Here is a 15,891-nt window from a genome sequence, read left to right as displayed (position 1 = left end):
CAATAGTGCATTTTTCACGCTTTCGGGTGTAACATAGCTATCCCGCATTAATTGATTGTGGAAGTGGGAACGGATATTTGCTTTGATGTCGTCCAGCATGGAATTAAGCCTTTGTATCTCCATTGATTTACCTATGGCTCTGCCGGATTTCCAGTTAGTTTCTAACACTTCTAACTTGGTATTGAATTGGGTCTGTTTGCCGTTGATTGTGATACGGGCATGAATGGGTACTAAACCATTCTTTTTCATCTTGTCTTTTTTCAGGTAAAACAATACGCTGAAAGTACTTTTTTCATTCTTCATAATCTCACTTTTTTTAGATTGCAAAACTAATTTTAATCACTGTAAATGAGATAAATAGAGTATAGACAAATCACGTCAAAAGTAAGCCATTTTCCGACAATCGTACCCCCTAATCGTTTTTTGGGGAAGGGGGTACGATTTGGATACTCAACCGTGTCTTTTCGTGCCCCTTTTTTGTCTTTCAAGCAAGACTGAAACAATAAAAAAAGTCCTACAATACGTTGATATTGTAGGACTTGTCTCTTTTTTGTCGCCGTTTGGCTTTGTTCTTATGTGATCCGCCTGGGGTTCGAACCCAGGACCCCATCCTTAAAAGGGATGTGCTCTACCTGCTGAGCTAGCGAATCATCCTGTGCGTTACTATTGTAATGCGGGCGCAAAGATATGTGATTAATTTTTATCATGCAAGTATTGAGTGTATTTTTATTTGCGTCCTTTTAAGAAAAAATATTCGCCGAACAAGATCGTAGCTGAAAATCAACATTTTTCAAAAAAACAACTTTTCACAGCAAAGGGTTGTTTTCATCAATTACATAACCAAATTTATTTCACATGAACCAATATAATAATCGTGTAAAGGTGACGAACGCATTTATAGTATTTACGGTAATGCTGATACTCTATTTTATCGTGGGGCTTTTTACCGTAATCAACCAGCAGTTCCAGATACCACTACAGACGGCCATGCTTCCTCATGATGGTAATATTACGAATGCATTAGTAACAATGCTGAATTTCTCCTGGTTTCTTGCTTATCCCCTATCTGAAGGATTTGCGACGCGATGGCTGGAAAAATACGGATATCGGAAAACATCCTTTCTCGCCCTGCTCATACTCGTCACCGGGCTGGCCATCTATGAAGCGGCTGTACTTTTCCATATATATACACCAGTACGGATTTCCATCCTTGAAAACCAGATTTCTCTCGGATTCTTTATTTTCCTGATCGGATCCTTCGTGATCGGAATGGCAGCGACAGTACTGCAAGTCGTACTCAATCTATATCTGGCCGTATGCCAGATCGGGAAAACGACGGCCCTGCAACGGCAAATGATCGGAGGGACAAGTAATTCAATCGGTATGGCAGTTGCACCACTTGTCATCAGCTATCTGATTTTTTACGGAACACCTTTACACGAAATCCGGACAGAACAGTTTGTCGTTCCGCTTGTCATATTGATTTTACTCATGTTAGTTGTCACATTTTTTGTGAGCAGAACGCAAATGCCCTCCATAGATACCATCCGGCAAGCGCCGGGAGAAACACTCGAAAAAAGTGTGTGGTCTTTCAGACATCTTAAATTGGGCGTGTGGGGTATCTTCTTTTACGTCGGTATTGAGGTTGCAGTCGGGGCCAATGTCAATATGTATGCGTCCGAACTGGGCGGAACGTTTGCCTCCAATGCCACGCACATGGCAGCTATATATTGGGGCTTGCTCCTACTGGGACGCTTTTTAGGCTCTTTTATCAAAAAGGTACCTTCTGAAAAACAGTTAGTGATTGCCTCCATAGGAGCAATTGCGCTGCTGGTATTTGCCATGATCGCAGCTAATCCGTGGATATTGACGGGAATCGGTTTCTTCCACTCCATCATGTGGCCAGCTATTTTTACACTGGCAATCGACAAACTTGGTAAATATACGACCAAAGCATCCGGTGTTTTGACAATGGGAGTCGTCGGTGGAGGTATCATCCCTTTCCTGCAGGGTATTTTCGCCGATCTGATGGATGGAAACTGGCGCTGGACATGGTTGTTGGTCATTGCCGGGGAAGTTTATATATTGTATTACGGAATAAATGGATATAAATTAAAAACGAAGGGACAGGAAGGATAAAAATACACGCTATTTTCATCCGACATATACAAACTATGAAGATATTTCCGTAAGTTTGTCCACGAAGAAAAATGATCATATAAATATATATATAATTTGAAACATGGCAGACGACAAGAAAATTATTTTCTCGATGGTAGGCGTAAGTAAAGTCTTTCCGCCTCAAAAACAAGTATTGAAAAATATTTACCTGTCCTTTTTCTATGGAGCGAAGATCGGGATCATCGGTTTGAACGGTTCCGGTAAATCTACATTGCTGAAAATTATTGCCGGTGTCGAAAAAGAATACCAGGGAGAAGTGGTTTTCTCACCCGGATATTCCGTCGGATATCTGGAGCAGGACCCGAAACTGGAACCGGGCAAGACGGTAAAGGAAATCGTGCAGGAAGGTGTTCAGGATATCGTGGACACCCTCAAGGAATATGAAGAAGTAAACGAAAAATTCGGCGATCCCGAAGTGCTCGAAGATCCGGACAAGATGGACGCGCTGATCAACCGGCAGGCCGAATTGCAAGATAAGATAGATGCAACCGACGCATGGAACCTCGACAGCCGTTTGGAAAGGGCGATGGATGCTCTGCGCTGTCCGCCAGAAGACCAGGTGGTCGATACACTGTCGGGAGGCGAACGCCGCCGTGTGGCTCTCTGCCGTTTGTTGTTGCAACAGCCGGACATCCTGTTGCTGGACGAACCGACCAACCACTTGGATGCCGAGTCGATCGACTGGCTGGAGCAACATTTGCAGCAATATGCGGGCACGGTTATCTGCATCACGCACGACCGTTACTTCCTCGACCATGTGGCCGGATGGATTCTGGAGCTGGACCGCGGAGAAGGCATTCCCTGGAAAGGCAACTACTCTTCCTGGCTGGACCAGAAGACCAAACGCATGGCACAGGAGGAAAAGCAGGCGAGCAAACGCCGCAAGACATTGGAACGCGAGCTGGAATGGATCAATATGGCCCCGAAAGCCCGTCAGGCAAAAGGCAAGGCCCGCCTGAATTCGTACGAAGCCCTTTTGAACGAAGACCAGAAAGAACGGGAAGCCAAACTGGAAATCTTTATCCCGAACGGTCCGCGCCTGGGCAACAAGGTGATCGAGGCACAGCATGTGGCAAAGGCGTTCGGCGACAAACTGCTGTTTGACGACCTGAACTTCATGCTGCCACCGAACGGAATCGTCGGCGTGATCGGTCCGAACGGTGCAGGTAAGACCACGCTGTTCAAGATGATCATGGGAATGGAAAGCATCGACAAAGGTTCTTTCGAAGTGGGCGAAACGGTAAAGGTCGGTTATGCAGACCAGACACATAAAGATATCGATCCGAAGAAGACCGTCTATCAGGTCGTTTCGGGCGGACAGGAGTTCATCCGCGTAGGCGGCAAGGAAATCAATTCCCGCGCCTACCTCTCCAAATTCAATTTTGCGGGAGCCGACCAGGAAAAACTTTGCGGCGTGCTCTCCGGTGGCGAACGGAACCGCCTGCATCTGGCCCTCACACTGAAGGCGGAAGCGAATGTGTTGTTGCTCGACGAACCGACCAACGATATCGACGTCAACACGCTCCGGGCGCTCGAAGAAGGATTGGAAAGCTTCGCCGGTTGTGCGGTTGTCGTTTCCCACGACCGTTGGTTCCTCGACCGTATCTGTACGCATATCCTTTCGTTCGAAGGGGATTCCAATGTCGTGTTCTACGAAGGTTCCTACTCGGAGTATGAGGAGTACAAGCGCAAACAGTTGGGCGATGTGGAACCGAAACGCGTCCGTTATCGTAAACTTATTGTTGATTAATCATATAAATAAATTTGTAAGACCATGAAAAAAAGAATGTTATCGATGGCAGTAGTAGCTGCCGCCTTTTTGTGTTTCGGAAGCGACGCAAATGCACAGAAAACAACCAAGCTGTTCAACGGGAAAGACCTTTCCGGCTGGAACTTCGTTGTCGACAAGAATTCCGTCCCCGCCGAACAAGTATATTCCGTCAAAGACGGCGTCATCAACATCGCGGGACAGCCGTTCGGATACATGTACACGAAAGAAAAATACGGAGATTATAAACTGCACGTGGAATACCGCTGGCCGAACGGTAAGGAAAAGGCAAACAGCGGTATCTTCCTACTGATCGAAGACCCGAAAAACCCGTTCCCGAACGGTATCGAATGCAACCTGATGCTTGACAATGCCGGCGATTTCGTCCTGCTTGGCGGTTCGGACCTGGCCGAATACCAGGGTAAATCCGGACAGCCGCGTCCTGCCTTTCCGGTCGTACGCAAAAGCAACCCGGACAGCGAGAAACCTGCCGGTGAATGGAACGAAGCCAACATTTTCGTCAAAGACGGCGTCATCACGGTTTACATCAACGGCGTTTACCAGAACACCGGAACGAACAAGGTTAAGGAAGGTTACATCGGCTTGCAGAGCGAAGGCAAGGAAGTACAGTTCCGCAACGTAACAATCACTCCGTGGTAAACGGGCTCCGCTTTATTTCCTCCGCATGAAACTTTTGTTCCATAGGCATGAAACTTTTGTTCCCTGCCTATGGAATTTTTGTTTCATGCCTATGAAACTGTACCTTCATTCCACAAAACATATCGTTTCTTTGCTATCTTTGCAACATTCTCACGGATATTCCGGTTCTTTTTTAAATTACATCACTATGGACAATCGTTTCTTAGGCCTTATAGAGAGAAGCATGAAGGAGCATTGGGACCTCCCCGCTTTCTCCGATTACAACGGACATACCTTTCATTTCAAAGACGTCGCACGTCGGATAGAGAAGTTCCACATCCTGCTGGAACATGCCGGCATCAGGAAAGGCGACAAAGTGGCCATCGTCGGGCGCAACTCCTCCAACTGGGCAATCTGCTTCTTCGGAATATTGGCTTACGGGGCTGTTGCCGTGCCGATCCTGCACGAATTCAAACCCGACAATATCCACCACATCGTCAACCATTCGGGAGCGAAAGCCGTATTGGCAGGTTCCAGCAACTGGGAGAACCTGAACGAAAAGATGATGCCGGATGTCAAGCTGTTCATGATGCTGGACAACTTCTCCATCATCGACTGCAAGAATAAGGAGGTACGCACCGTGCGCAACCGCATCAACGAATATTTCGGCAAGAAATACCCCCGCTCCTTCACCGCCAACGACGTAAAATATCATATCGAAGACCCGGAAGAACTGGCTGTCCTGAACTATACGTCCGGCACGACCAGCTTCTCGAAAGGAGTCATGATCCCCTACCGCAGTTTGTGGAGCAACACACAGTTCGCCTACGACCGTCTGCCGTTCATCCATCCGGGAGACAACATCGTCTGTATGTTGCCGATGGCACACATGTACGGATTGGCGTTCGAAGTACTGAACTCCGTCAATAAAGGCTGCCACGTTCATTTCCTGACACGCACGCCGAGTCCGAAAATCATTGCGGAGGCATTTGCAACGGTTCGCCCGGCGCTGATCCTTGCCGTGCCGCTCATCATCGAGAAGATCATCAAGAACAAGGTTTTCCCCGAACTGGAAAAGCCGTTGATCAAGCTGCTGCTCAAAGTGCCGTACGTCGACCAGAAGGTACGCGAAAAGATCGCCCAAAAGTTGAATGCCTCTTTTGGAGGAAATTTCGGCGAGATCGTAATCGGCGGTGCGGCCATCAATAAAGAGGTGGAGACGTTCCTCAAATCCATCGACTTCCGCTATACGGTAGGCTACGGGATGACAGAATGCGGCCCGCTGGTTTCCTACGAGCAGTGGGACACGTTCAAGCAAGGTTCGGTAGGCCGTGTCGTCGACCGCATGGAAATCCGGATCGACTCGAACGATCCGGAAAACGAAGTAGGCGAAATCCTGGTTCGCGGCATGAACGTGATGTTAGGCTACTACAAGAATCCGGAAGCGACGAAAGCGGTGATGCTGCCCGACGGCTGGCTGCGGACAGGCGATTTGGGAACGCTCGACAAAGACGGTTTCCTCTACATCCGCGGACGAAGCAAAAGCATGATCCTGAGCTCCAACGGGCAGAACATCTATCCCGAAGAGATCGAAGACCACCTGAACAATATGTTGTACGTGGCAGAGTCGTTGGTCATTTCACAGGGAGGAAAATTGGTCGCCCTGATCTATCCGGACTGGGAACAGGTAGACAAGGCCGGCATCCAGCACTCCGAAATCGAAGGGCTGATGCAGCAAAACATCGACCAGCTGAACACCGAAATGCCTGCCTACAGCAAAGTGTCCTGCTTCAAGCTTTATCAGGAAGAATTCGAAAAGACACCGAAACGGAGCATTAAACGGTATTTATATCAACCCGCAGAGGAAAATTAAGTAAATAAAATCGTACCTTTGTTTTCTGTTAATTAACAAACAGCTCATATGAACAAAGGGAAAATTACTGTTGCCGGCATTGGCCCGGGAAGCCGCGAAGACATAACGCCCGCGGCGTTATCTGCCATCAGGCAGTCGGATGTGATCATCGGATATAATTATTATTTCCAGTTTATACAAGATATAATCCGCCCGGACGCCCAATGCATCGATACAGGGATGAAACGTGAGAAAGCACGTGCCGAAGAAGCCTACAAATACGCTTCGGAAGGTAAAACGGTGACAGTGATCAGCTCTGGCGATGCCGGAATCTACGGGATGGCCCCGTTGATATATGAAATGCGGACGATGAAAGAGGCGCCGCAAGTGGAGATCGAGGTAGTGCCCGGTATCAGTGCGTTCCAGAAAGCGGCTTCGCTCCTGGGAGCACCTATCGGGCATGATCTCTGTATCCTCTCCCTCTCCGACCTGATGACTCCCTGGCTGCGGATCGAGAAACGCATACGGGCTGCTGCCGTCGGCGACTTCGTGACAGCCGTCTACAATCCGAAAAGCGAAGGGCGCTACTGGCAGTTGCATCGCCTTAAGGAACTGTTCCTCGAAGAGCGTGCACCCGAAACGCCTGTCGGCTATGTCCGCCAAGCCGGACGCGAAGAGCAGGTCGTCAACCTGACCACGCTGGCAGAGTTCGACCCGGAGCAGGTCGACATGTTCACCGTCATCCTGATCGGTAACTCGCAGTCGTACGAAGCCGGCGGCAAATTCATCACACCACGCGGCTATTACGGGGAGATCAAGATGAAAACGGATGCCGGGATCGGCCAGGACATCATGATCCGCAGCTTCCGTACCATCGAGAAAGAGCTCAAGAACAAAGAAATACCGCTCGACAAGAAATGGGCTTTGCTCCATGCCATCCACACGACAGCCGATTTCGATATGGAAAACATCCTGCGGATCGACGATCATGCGGTGGCTTCCCTCTACGGGAAATTCAGCCGGGGTGAGGTGCGCACCATCATCACAGACGTCACAATGGCCGCTTCCGGCATCCGCAAAGGAGCCTTGCAGCGCATGGGGATCGAGGTGAAATGCTATTTGCAGGACGAGCGCACCGTACAACTTGCAACAGAAAAAGGGATCACCCGCACACAGGCCGGCATCCGGCTTGCCGTACAGGAACATCCCGGCGCTTTATATGTATTCGGCAATGCGCCGACCGCATTAATGGAACTTTGTGACCTGATAAGGAAAGGGAAAGCCACTCCCGCCGGCATCATTGCCGCTCCTGTCGGTTTCGTACACGTACAGGAATCCAAACACATGGTAAAGCCATTTGTTTGGATTCCCAAACTCATCATCGAAGGACGGAAAGGCGGTAGCAACCTCGCCGCGACTTTGGTAAACGCGATTTTATGCTACGACGATGCAGAACAATTAAAACCAGGTAGAGACGTATGAAGGCTAAAGAAATAGTAGAAAATTACGGCAAAATCCACATCTATATGGTCGGTATGGATGACAATCCACAGCCTAAACATATAGATGTCATTATCAAAAACATCAAACACGACAACATCTTCTCCGGAGGGAAGCGTCATTACGAGATTGTAAAACCGTTCCTGCCCGCCGATGCGGTATGGATCGAGATCAAGGCTCCGATAGATGCCGTCCTCGCGGAATACAGCCGGTTGATCCAGGAAGACAAAGTGATCGTCTCCTTCGTTTCGGGAGACCCGTTCTTTTTCGGTTTCGCTTCCACCATCCGGAAAAACCTTTTAGGAGTAGGCATGAAAGTGTTTCCCTACTTCAACTCATTGCAGATGTTCGCACACCACGAACAAATCGCGTATGAGCACATGCATGCCGTGTCCGTTACCGGACGGCCGTGGCACGAACTCGACCGGGCATTGCTGGAATGCCGGCCGCTGATCGGCGTACTGACCGACCGTGTCCATACGCCCAACGCTATTGCCAAGAGGATGATGGAATATCATCTGGACAAGGATTACACCATGCGGGTAGCTGAACATTTAGGCAATCCGGAGAAGGAGAAAATCTATAAACTCTATTCGATCAAGGAAATCAGCGAGATGAGTTTCACCAATCCGAATTGCGTCCTGCTAATGAAGGCCCCGAACAGCAACCTGCAACGACCGGCCTTAGGCATACCCGACACGAGGTTCGTCTTGCTGAACGACCGGGCAAAGATGATTACCAAAGCACCGATACGGGTGATAGACTTAAGCCTGTTGGAACTGCATAACAGCCGTTCTTTCTGGGATATCGGCGCCTGTACCGGCTCGGTTTCGATCGAAGCGCGACGCCAGTACCCCCACCTGGATATCCGGGCTTTCGAAGTGCGGGAAGAATGCGAGAACATCATCCGGGCAAATGCACGGCTGCACAGCGCCCCCGGCATAGACCTGCATATCGGTAACTTCCTGGATCTGCCAATCGAAAAGAACACGACTGTCGATGCCGTTTTTATAGGCGGTCATGGCGGCAAGCTGAAAGAGATCATCCGCAAGGTCGCTTCCCATCTCGACAGTCTGAAAGGCAAGATCGTCTTCAACTCCGTTTCGGAAGAAAGCAGCAAGCTGTTCCGCGAGGCGGTCGACGAGAACGGCCTGAAACTGCATTCGGAAATGAACATTACGGTCGATTCCAATAATCCTATTACAATTCTTTGCGCAACAAGTAAATATCATGTCTAAAAATATACTGAACATTCTTGTGGTTTCGGCAAGCAGCTTGCCGTTAGCACGCAAAATCCGGAATGAATATCCGGGTAAAACCGTTATCTATTGTAAAGAAGCGGACAACGATGTCGAACCATTCACCTCTTTCGAAGAATTAGCCGGTGACCTTTTCGACAGATCGGAAGCGATGGTATTTATAGGTGCGATGGGCATTTGCGTACGAAGCATCGCACCGTACATCAAGAGCAAGTACACAGACCCGGCTGTCGTCTGCCTCGACAGTACCGGTAAGTATGCCGTGTCGGTGCTGTCCGGCCATATCGGCGGGGCGAACGAGCTGACACACGAATTGGCCCGTATATTAGGCGCCGAGGCGGTTGTCACGACACAGAGCGACAACCAGGGACTCTGGGCACTGGACACTTTGGCGCAGCAATACGGCTGGGAACAGGATGTCTACAACCTGCAAGAGGGCATACGCAGTTTCCTGTACACGGACTTCGAAGAAACGGACGACGAGACTTTCGACGCTTCGAGAAAGAAGGCGATGAACGAATGCATCGCCCGCTTCGTCAACCGCAGGCCGACCGCCCTCCTGCTCTATGTCCGCACGGAAGAGACGGATTATATGGAAAAGACCTGCCCTCCACACGTGGATATCTTCTACAAGTATAAAGATATCGACTTGGAAAAATACGACCTGCTGATCACGGTCAGCCCCTATTACTATCCCAAATCTCCCATTCCCTGCCTGTCATTCTTCCCGAAGGTGCTTCACTTAGGTGTCGGATGCAAAAAGGGGTTGAAGGACATGAGATCCGTCCTCATAGATATGTATATCTGCTCCAACTTCTTCGGGCTCAACCTGAAGAGCATAGCCGACGTCTCCTCCATCGCTTTGAAGAAAGACGAACCGATATTAAAGGAGCTGGCGAACACCTACCTGTGCAGCCCGTTCAAGACCTATGCGGCAGAGGAACTGGACAAGATTCCCGTGCCCAATCCCTCTTCCAAGGTAAAGCAAGTCACCGGATCGGGAAGCGTCTCGGAGGCGGCAGCCATCCTAAGTGCGGAAGGCGGCCCGTTATTGGTCGAGAAGCAAAAGGGGCAGACGAAAGACTTCACCTATGCGATAGCCATCAGCCAATCGGCAATTCAGAACAAAGAAGACGACGAGCAAAAGAGGGAACCGGGACAGGGACACATCGAGATCGTCGGAGCCGGTCCGGGTGATCCGGAACTAATCTCCATCCGAGGCCGTCGGATGCTGGAAAATGCGGATCTGATCCTCTATGCCGGAAGCCTCGTCCCCAAAGAGCTCACCCTGTGCGCCAAGAAAGGGGCGACGGTTCGCAGCTCTGCCGACATGAACCTGGAAGAGCAGTTCGCCCTTATGAAAGAGTTCTATGACAAAGGAAAGTTCGTCGTACGCTTGCACACAGGCGATCCCTGCATCTACGGGGCGATACAGGAACAGATGGCATTCTTCGACCGCTACGGCATGAGCTACCATATCACGCCGGGAATCTCCTCGTTCCAGGCTGCCGCGGCGGCTCTCCGTTCCCAGTTCACCATTCCCGAAAAGGTGCAGACCATCATCCTGACACGTGGTGAAGGACGTACGCCCATGCCGGAGAAAGAGCAGTTGCATAAACTGGCCGCCAGCCAAAGCACGATGTGCATCTTCCTGAGCGCGGGCATTGCCGGGCAGGTACAGAAAGAACTTTTAGAACATTACCCGCCGACGACCCCGGTAGCCGCCTGCTACAAGCTGACCTGGAAAGACGAACGCATCTACCGGGGCGAATTGAAAGACCTGGAACGGATCGTAAAAGAAAACAACCTGACGCTGACGACCTTGTTAGTCGTGGGCGATGCCATAGACAACCGCGCAGGAGCCTCGCGTCTCTACGCCGAGGAGTTCAAACATCTGTACCGCCGTTAGTAAGGGGTCGCCGCCTACCTATGAGGCATGATACCGCGTAGGTAGGAAGTAGGCAAGCACTCATCAGAGAGGGTGACACCCCGCGATATTACCGGTAAAAGACAAGAGAACAACAGAAGCATTATGATATTGATCTTAGGAGGAACAACCGAAGGACGCAAGGCCGTACAAGCCGTCGAGAGTGCAGGCAAGCCCTACTACTACTCGACGGTCGGCAGCGAACAAGCGATAGAAGCCGTCCACGCCATCCGGCTCACCGGAGGCATGGAGGAAGAAGAGATGGCACGGTTTTGCCGCGAGAAAGAAATCTCGTTGCTGGTCGATGCCGCCCACCCTTTTGCCATCCGGTTGCACCGTACGCTTGCAAAGGTTTCCTCCCGGCTCCGGATTCCGGTCGTACGGTTGGAAAGGCAATATCCCGAACGTGACAAGCGGTTGATATGGTGCGCGGATTATGCCGCCGCCATCGACCGCCTGCGTGCGGACGGGATCCACAACCTGCTGGCCCTGACAGGCGTCAAGACCATTGCGAAGCTGCGTCCTTATTGGGAACAGACGCCCTGCTGGTTCCGCATCCTTAACCGGAAAGAGTCGCTTTCGCTGGCCGAGTCCGAAGGATTTCCGAAGGAACGGCTCGTTTTCTTCCATGAAGGAGAAGACGAAAAGGGGCTACTGGTCCGGCTTCACCCGGATGCCGTACTGACAAAGGAAAGCGGGGAAAGCGGATATTTCAGGGAGAAGGTCGAAGCGGCTACGGCCTGCGGCATCCCCGTTTATGTCATACAGCGCCCTCTCCTGCCCGACAGTTTCACCTTCGTGCAAGGCGTGGAAGGGCTCCGCAAAGCTATCGAACGCCTGGTTCCCGGTTTCTTCCCGCTCCGGAGCGGTTTCACGACCGGTGCATGTGCTACGGCTGCCGCCAAAGCCGCCTTGGTCGCCCTCCTGAGCCGAAGGGAACAAACCGCAAGTTGCATCACGCTCCCTTCCGGGGAAAAGATCACGCTCCCTGTCGCCGCTACCGAATGGGCGGACAACGCCGCCTTGTGCACGGTTGTAAAGGATTCCGGCGACGATCCGGACGTGACAAACGGCTGTTCCGTCATCGCCCGCATCGAGGTGCAGGCAGGACAATCCCCCACTCCCGGCATCCTGTTCCGGGGCGGCGAAGGAGTCGGCACAGTGACGCTTCCCGGCCTCGGCCTCGAAATAGGCGGACCTGCCATCAACACTACTCCCCGCCGCCTGATTTGCGGGGAGCTGACAGCGGTACTGGAAGAAAACGGCCTGTCCGGCAAGATAAAGGAGGTGGTCGTCACGATCTCCGTTCCGGGAGGGAAAGAGTTGGCCGCCCAGACATTCAACCCGAAGTTGGGGATCGTCGGCGGGATCTCGATCATCGGGACATCCGGGATCGTACGCCCTTTCTCGCACGACGCCTTTATCGCCTCGATCCGAAAAGAAGCCGAAGTCGCGAAAGCAATAGGATGCTCCCGCCTCGTCATCAACTCAGGAGCGAAAAGCGAACGTTTCCTGAAAGGCTACCTGTCGGAACGGATCTCGGAAGAACTTCCCCCGCAGATGTTCGTGCACTACGGGAACTTTATCGGGGAGACGCTAAAAATAGCCGCCGACCTTCAATTCGACGAAGTCCTCATGGGAATCATGATCGGCAAAGCCGTCAAACTGGCGGAAGGAGCACTGGACACGCACAGCAAGAAAACCGTCATGAACAAAGCCTTCCTGAAAGAATTGGCCGGAAAGGCCGGCTGCAAACCGGAGTCGGTACTAAAAATAGAAACCCTGACGCTGGCCAGGGAACTATGGGAGCTGTTCAGCGCAACCGAACAGCAACGTTTCTTCCCGCTCCTATTGCAGAAATGCCGGGAACATTGTGCGCCTCTGTTCCCCGACGGGAAACTGTCCGTCCTGCTGATTTCGGAAAGCGGGGAAATAGCCTTTCAATCTTGATTATTCAAACGTAACCTCTTTGTTCTGCACATAGGAGACATCGATCTTTCCTCCCGCATCGCCGTTGCTCTCCTGCAAAGGGAGTTTCTTGACGCGGCTCAGGAACAAAGTTCCTTTGGCGGCAGAGGCCGGGTTCGTAAAGTTCAGCGTGATGGAGGTCGCGCCTTCCTGCGTATTGTTGATATCATAGACGCCGCCGTTGTAGGTCAGGTGCGCCTGGACATACTCGTCCTTCCCGATCGGTTTTCCTACCCAAGTGATAACGGTTGCGCCATTGCCTTTGACGGATGTCAGGGATTCGGGAAGCGCGATCGGATCGACATCGTCGATAGAGGCCTTGTTCGTATAGACCTGGTCCTTCCAGCGGGTAAAGGTGAACGTGACCGGATCCAGCCCGGATTCCGACAGCATATACATATAAGTTCCCATCCCTAAAAAGTCCGGTACTTTGCCGTTAAAGAGAATGCCTTTGGCCGGCAGGCGCAGATTGGCCCCTTCGCTGTTATACTTATTGAAATTCGCGCCTATATGGGTATGGTTCTGCGTAACATTATATTCGACACCCAAATTCTGGTAGAAAGGGATCGACGGGTCGATCCCGTCCGAATCATCGTTATCGCAAGCGGTAAACACGCCAGCGAACAACAGGCAAGCATAAAGGAAATACTTTCTCATATCATTTAATTTTATCCGAGGACTCTATTTATTCTTCTTTGATAGAAATAACAAATGAAGCGGGAAAAGTTTTTCCTTTTAGGCTTTTTTGTCAGACAGAAAGCTGCTGCAAGAGGGATTCTATGGTATCGGCCACCTGCGTATGCCCGTCGGGATAGTGGATCAGGAATGCGGAACCGGCAGACAGATCGCCCGCCTCGATCCACAGTGGCGATTCCACATGCCGGCCGGCACGTATGCCGTTCCGCTGGAGCGCCTTGCGGACCATCGCATATTTCTGCCCGTGCCCGGTCAGGCGTATTTCTTTCGAATACCGGTTATCGATGCGGAACAGGCCGGTCTCCGTGTCGAACACGATTCCCTTGCGGGCGAAGAAACCGCTCAAGTGGCCGCTCAGGGCGAGATCTTCGGGCGTACCGGTCGTAATCCCGTTCGACGGGTCCATCAGCCAAATCTTGTCGGCGATCTGGAGCGCCAGTTCGAGATCGTGCGTGGAGAGGAAAATCGTCTTGTTCGTGCTTCGTGTCAGATGATGGAGCAGTTGCATGATCTCCACCTTGCTCGGAAAATCGAGGAAAGCGGTCGGTTCGTCCAGGAAGATCACAGGCGTTTCCTGGGCCAGCGCCTTGGCGATCATGACCTTCTGCCGTTCCCCGTCCGACAGGGTGTGCACCATGCGGGAGGCCAGGTTCCCGATTCGTACCAAGGCGATCGATTCTTCCACGACCTGCTTGTCCTCTTTGCCCAACCGTCCCCAGAAACCGGTGTAGGGACTGCGTCCCATCTCGACCAATTCCCGCACGGACATATTCCGGATGTCACACTTCTCCGTCAGGACAACACCGATCGTCGTGCTCAGTTCCTTGTCCGAATAGCTGTCCACATCACGTCCCAGAACGGCGATCTCGCCTCCCAGCTTCGGCTGGAAAGCCGACAGCGTGCGCAGGAGCGTCGACTTCCCGACTCCGTTCGCCCCTAAGAGACAGGTTAATTCTCCGCTATAAATCCGGGCCTGTATATGGCTCGCCACCAACTTGGTATCGTTTTTTGTCCGATAGCCGATAGAGAGATCGTTTATATGAATCGTATCTTGTTTCATCATTCGTTCAGTTCGTTCTTACGTTTGCGGAATAGCACGGAGGCCACTACCGGAGCACCGACCAAGGCAGTCACCGAGTTGACCGGCAAAGCCCCTTCGAAGCCGGGCATCCGGGCAATCAGGTTACAGGCGAGCGCCAGCGCGGCACCGGCAAACAAGACGGCAGGCATCAGGACCCGGTGGTCGGACGTTTGGAAAATGGCCCGGCACAGATGCGGGACAGCCAAGCCAAGAAAGATGACCGGTCCGCAATAGGCCGTCACGATCGCCGTCAGCACTCCCGCCGAGGTGATAACCAAAAGACGCGCCCGCTTGATGTTCAGTCCCAGGTTACGGGCATAACCGTCGCCGAGCAGCATTAGGTTCAACGTCTTGATCAGCAGGAACGACAAAGGGATCAGAATCGCCATGATCGCGACAAACAGCATCATCTGGTTGCCGGAAACACGGGAGAAACTGCCCAATCCCCAGATCACGTAGGCGCGAATGTCCTCCTCCACGCTGAAAAACTTCAGCACGCCGATCACCGCATTCGCCACGTAGCCGATCATCACGCCGATGATCAGCAGCGTCACGTTCCCCTTCACCTTCTGCGACACATATACGATCAACGCCATCACCGAGAGCGAACCGATCACGGCCGCAATCGAAAGCGCGATTTCTCCCATAAACCCCAATTTGCTAAGCGCAACCCCTCCGAGGCTACCGCTCAACAGCACCACGAAGGCCACGCCCATGCTCGCACCGGAGCTGATCCCCAGCACGGAAGGTCCCGCCAGCGGATTCCGGAAAACAGTCTGCATCTGCAAGCCGCTTATCGCCAGGCCCGCTCCCGCCACCAAAGCTGTCAACGCCTGCGGGAGACGTGATTTCCAGACGATATTCTGCCACGTCACCGGCTCGTCTCCCAGTCCGCAAACAATGTTCCAGACAGACTTCAACGGGATAGACACCGATCCTAACACCAGGTTCAGGAACATCAGGACCAGGATAGACGCTACGATGAGCGACATCAGAAAAGTAGTGGAATGTCTCATTCGT

General features: G+C 51.8%; 12 protein-coding genes and 1 tRNA gene. 8 read left to right on the top strand and 5 right to left on the bottom strand.

The window, feature by feature from the left end:
- The coding region (locus ACW6QF_RS11675; protein ID WP_456087953.1) for an Arm DNA-binding domain-containing protein at positions 1-303 on the bottom strand (303 nt) is incomplete at its 3' end.
- Between the two features lie 274 nt (positions 304-577).
- Positions 578-650: transfer RNA gene (locus tag ACW6QF_RS11670), tRNA-Lys, on the bottom strand.
- Positions 651-855: 205 nt separating this feature from the next.
- Between ACW6QF_RS11670 and ACW6QF_RS11665 the strand changes: the two genes are divergently transcribed.
- From ACW6QF_RS11665 to cbiD, 8 genes are all read left to right on the top strand, one after another.
- Positions 856-2,139 (top strand): MFS transporter, encoded by a 1,284-nt coding sequence (locus ACW6QF_RS11665; RefSeq protein WP_456087952.1) that lies wholly within the window; start codon positions 856-858, stop codon positions 2,137-2,139.
- Positions 2,140-2,242: 103 nt separating this feature from the next.
- Complete coding sequence (gene ettA, locus ACW6QF_RS11660; protein ID WP_298554355.1) at positions 2,243-3,931, top strand: energy-dependent translational throttle protein EttA; 1,689 nt, start codon at positions 2,243-2,245, stop codon at positions 3,929-3,931.
- A 24-nt stretch (positions 3,932-3,955) separates the two neighbouring features.
- The gene (locus ACW6QF_RS11655) at positions 3,956-4,609 is read left to right on the top strand and encodes a 3-keto-disaccharide hydrolase (protein WP_456087951.1); all 654 of its coding nucleotides are present in this window, start codon (positions 3,956-3,958) and stop codon (positions 4,607-4,609) included.
- Between the two features lie 187 nt (positions 4,610-4,796).
- Positions 4,797-6,461 carry an AMP-binding protein gene (locus ACW6QF_RS11650; RefSeq protein ID WP_456087950.1) on the top strand — a complete coding sequence of 555 codons (1,665 nt, stop codon included), beginning with the start codon at positions 4,797-4,799 and terminating at the stop codon, positions 6,459-6,461.
- A 48-nt stretch (positions 6,462-6,509) separates the two neighbouring features.
- Positions 6,510-7,922 carry a precorrin-3B C(17)-methyltransferase gene (cobJ, locus tag ACW6QF_RS11645; protein WP_456087949.1) on the top strand — a complete coding sequence of 471 codons (1,413 nt, stop codon included), beginning with the start codon at positions 6,510-6,512 and terminating at the stop codon, positions 7,920-7,922.
- Positions 7,919-9,178: a precorrin-6y C5,15-methyltransferase (decarboxylating) subunit CbiE gene (gene cbiE / locus ACW6QF_RS11640; RefSeq protein WP_456087948.1), complete on the top strand. Its 1,260-nt coding sequence runs from the start codon at positions 7,919-7,921 to the stop codon at positions 9,176-9,178. Before cobJ ends, cbiE begins: the two co-directional genes overlap by 4 nt.
- Complete coding sequence (cobM, locus tag ACW6QF_RS11635; RefSeq protein WP_456087947.1) at positions 9,171-11,108, top strand: precorrin-4 C(11)-methyltransferase; 1,938 nt, start codon at positions 9,171-9,173, stop codon at positions 11,106-11,108. The genes cbiE and cobM overlap by 8 nt, the downstream gene beginning before the upstream one ends.
- Before the next feature lie 123 nt (positions 11,109-11,231).
- Positions 11,232-13,076: a cobalt-precorrin-5B (C(1))-methyltransferase CbiD gene (gene cbiD / locus ACW6QF_RS11630; RefSeq protein WP_456087946.1), complete on the top strand. Its 1,845-nt coding sequence runs from the start codon at positions 11,232-11,234 to the stop codon at positions 13,074-13,076.
- Here the strand turns inward: cbiD and ACW6QF_RS11625 are convergent, their stop codons facing one another.
- From ACW6QF_RS11625 to ACW6QF_RS11615, 3 genes are all read right to left on the bottom strand, one after another.
- Positions 13,077-13,751, bottom strand: coding sequence for a hypothetical protein (locus ACW6QF_RS11625; RefSeq protein ID WP_456087945.1), 675 nt, complete (start codon positions 13,749-13,751; stop codon positions 13,077-13,079).
- A 91-nt stretch (positions 13,752-13,842) separates the two neighbouring features.
- Positions 13,843-14,850 carry an ABC transporter ATP-binding protein gene (locus ACW6QF_RS11620; protein ID WP_456087956.1) on the bottom strand — a complete coding sequence of 336 codons (1,008 nt, stop codon included), beginning with the start codon at positions 14,848-14,850 and terminating at the stop codon, positions 13,843-13,845.
- Positions 14,850-15,887, bottom strand: a complete 1,038-nt coding sequence (locus tag ACW6QF_RS11615; RefSeq protein ID WP_298554376.1) for a FecCD family ABC transporter permease — start codon at positions 15,885-15,887, stop codon at positions 14,850-14,852. The genes ACW6QF_RS11620 and ACW6QF_RS11615 overlap by 1 nt, the downstream gene beginning before the upstream one ends.
- Positions 15,888-15,891: the final 4 nt, after the last annotated feature.

Source organism: Parabacteroides sp. (assembly GCF_977054455.1).
The sequence above is the reverse complement of the archived record's forward strand: the minus strand, read 5'-3'. Positions and strand labels throughout refer to the sequence as shown.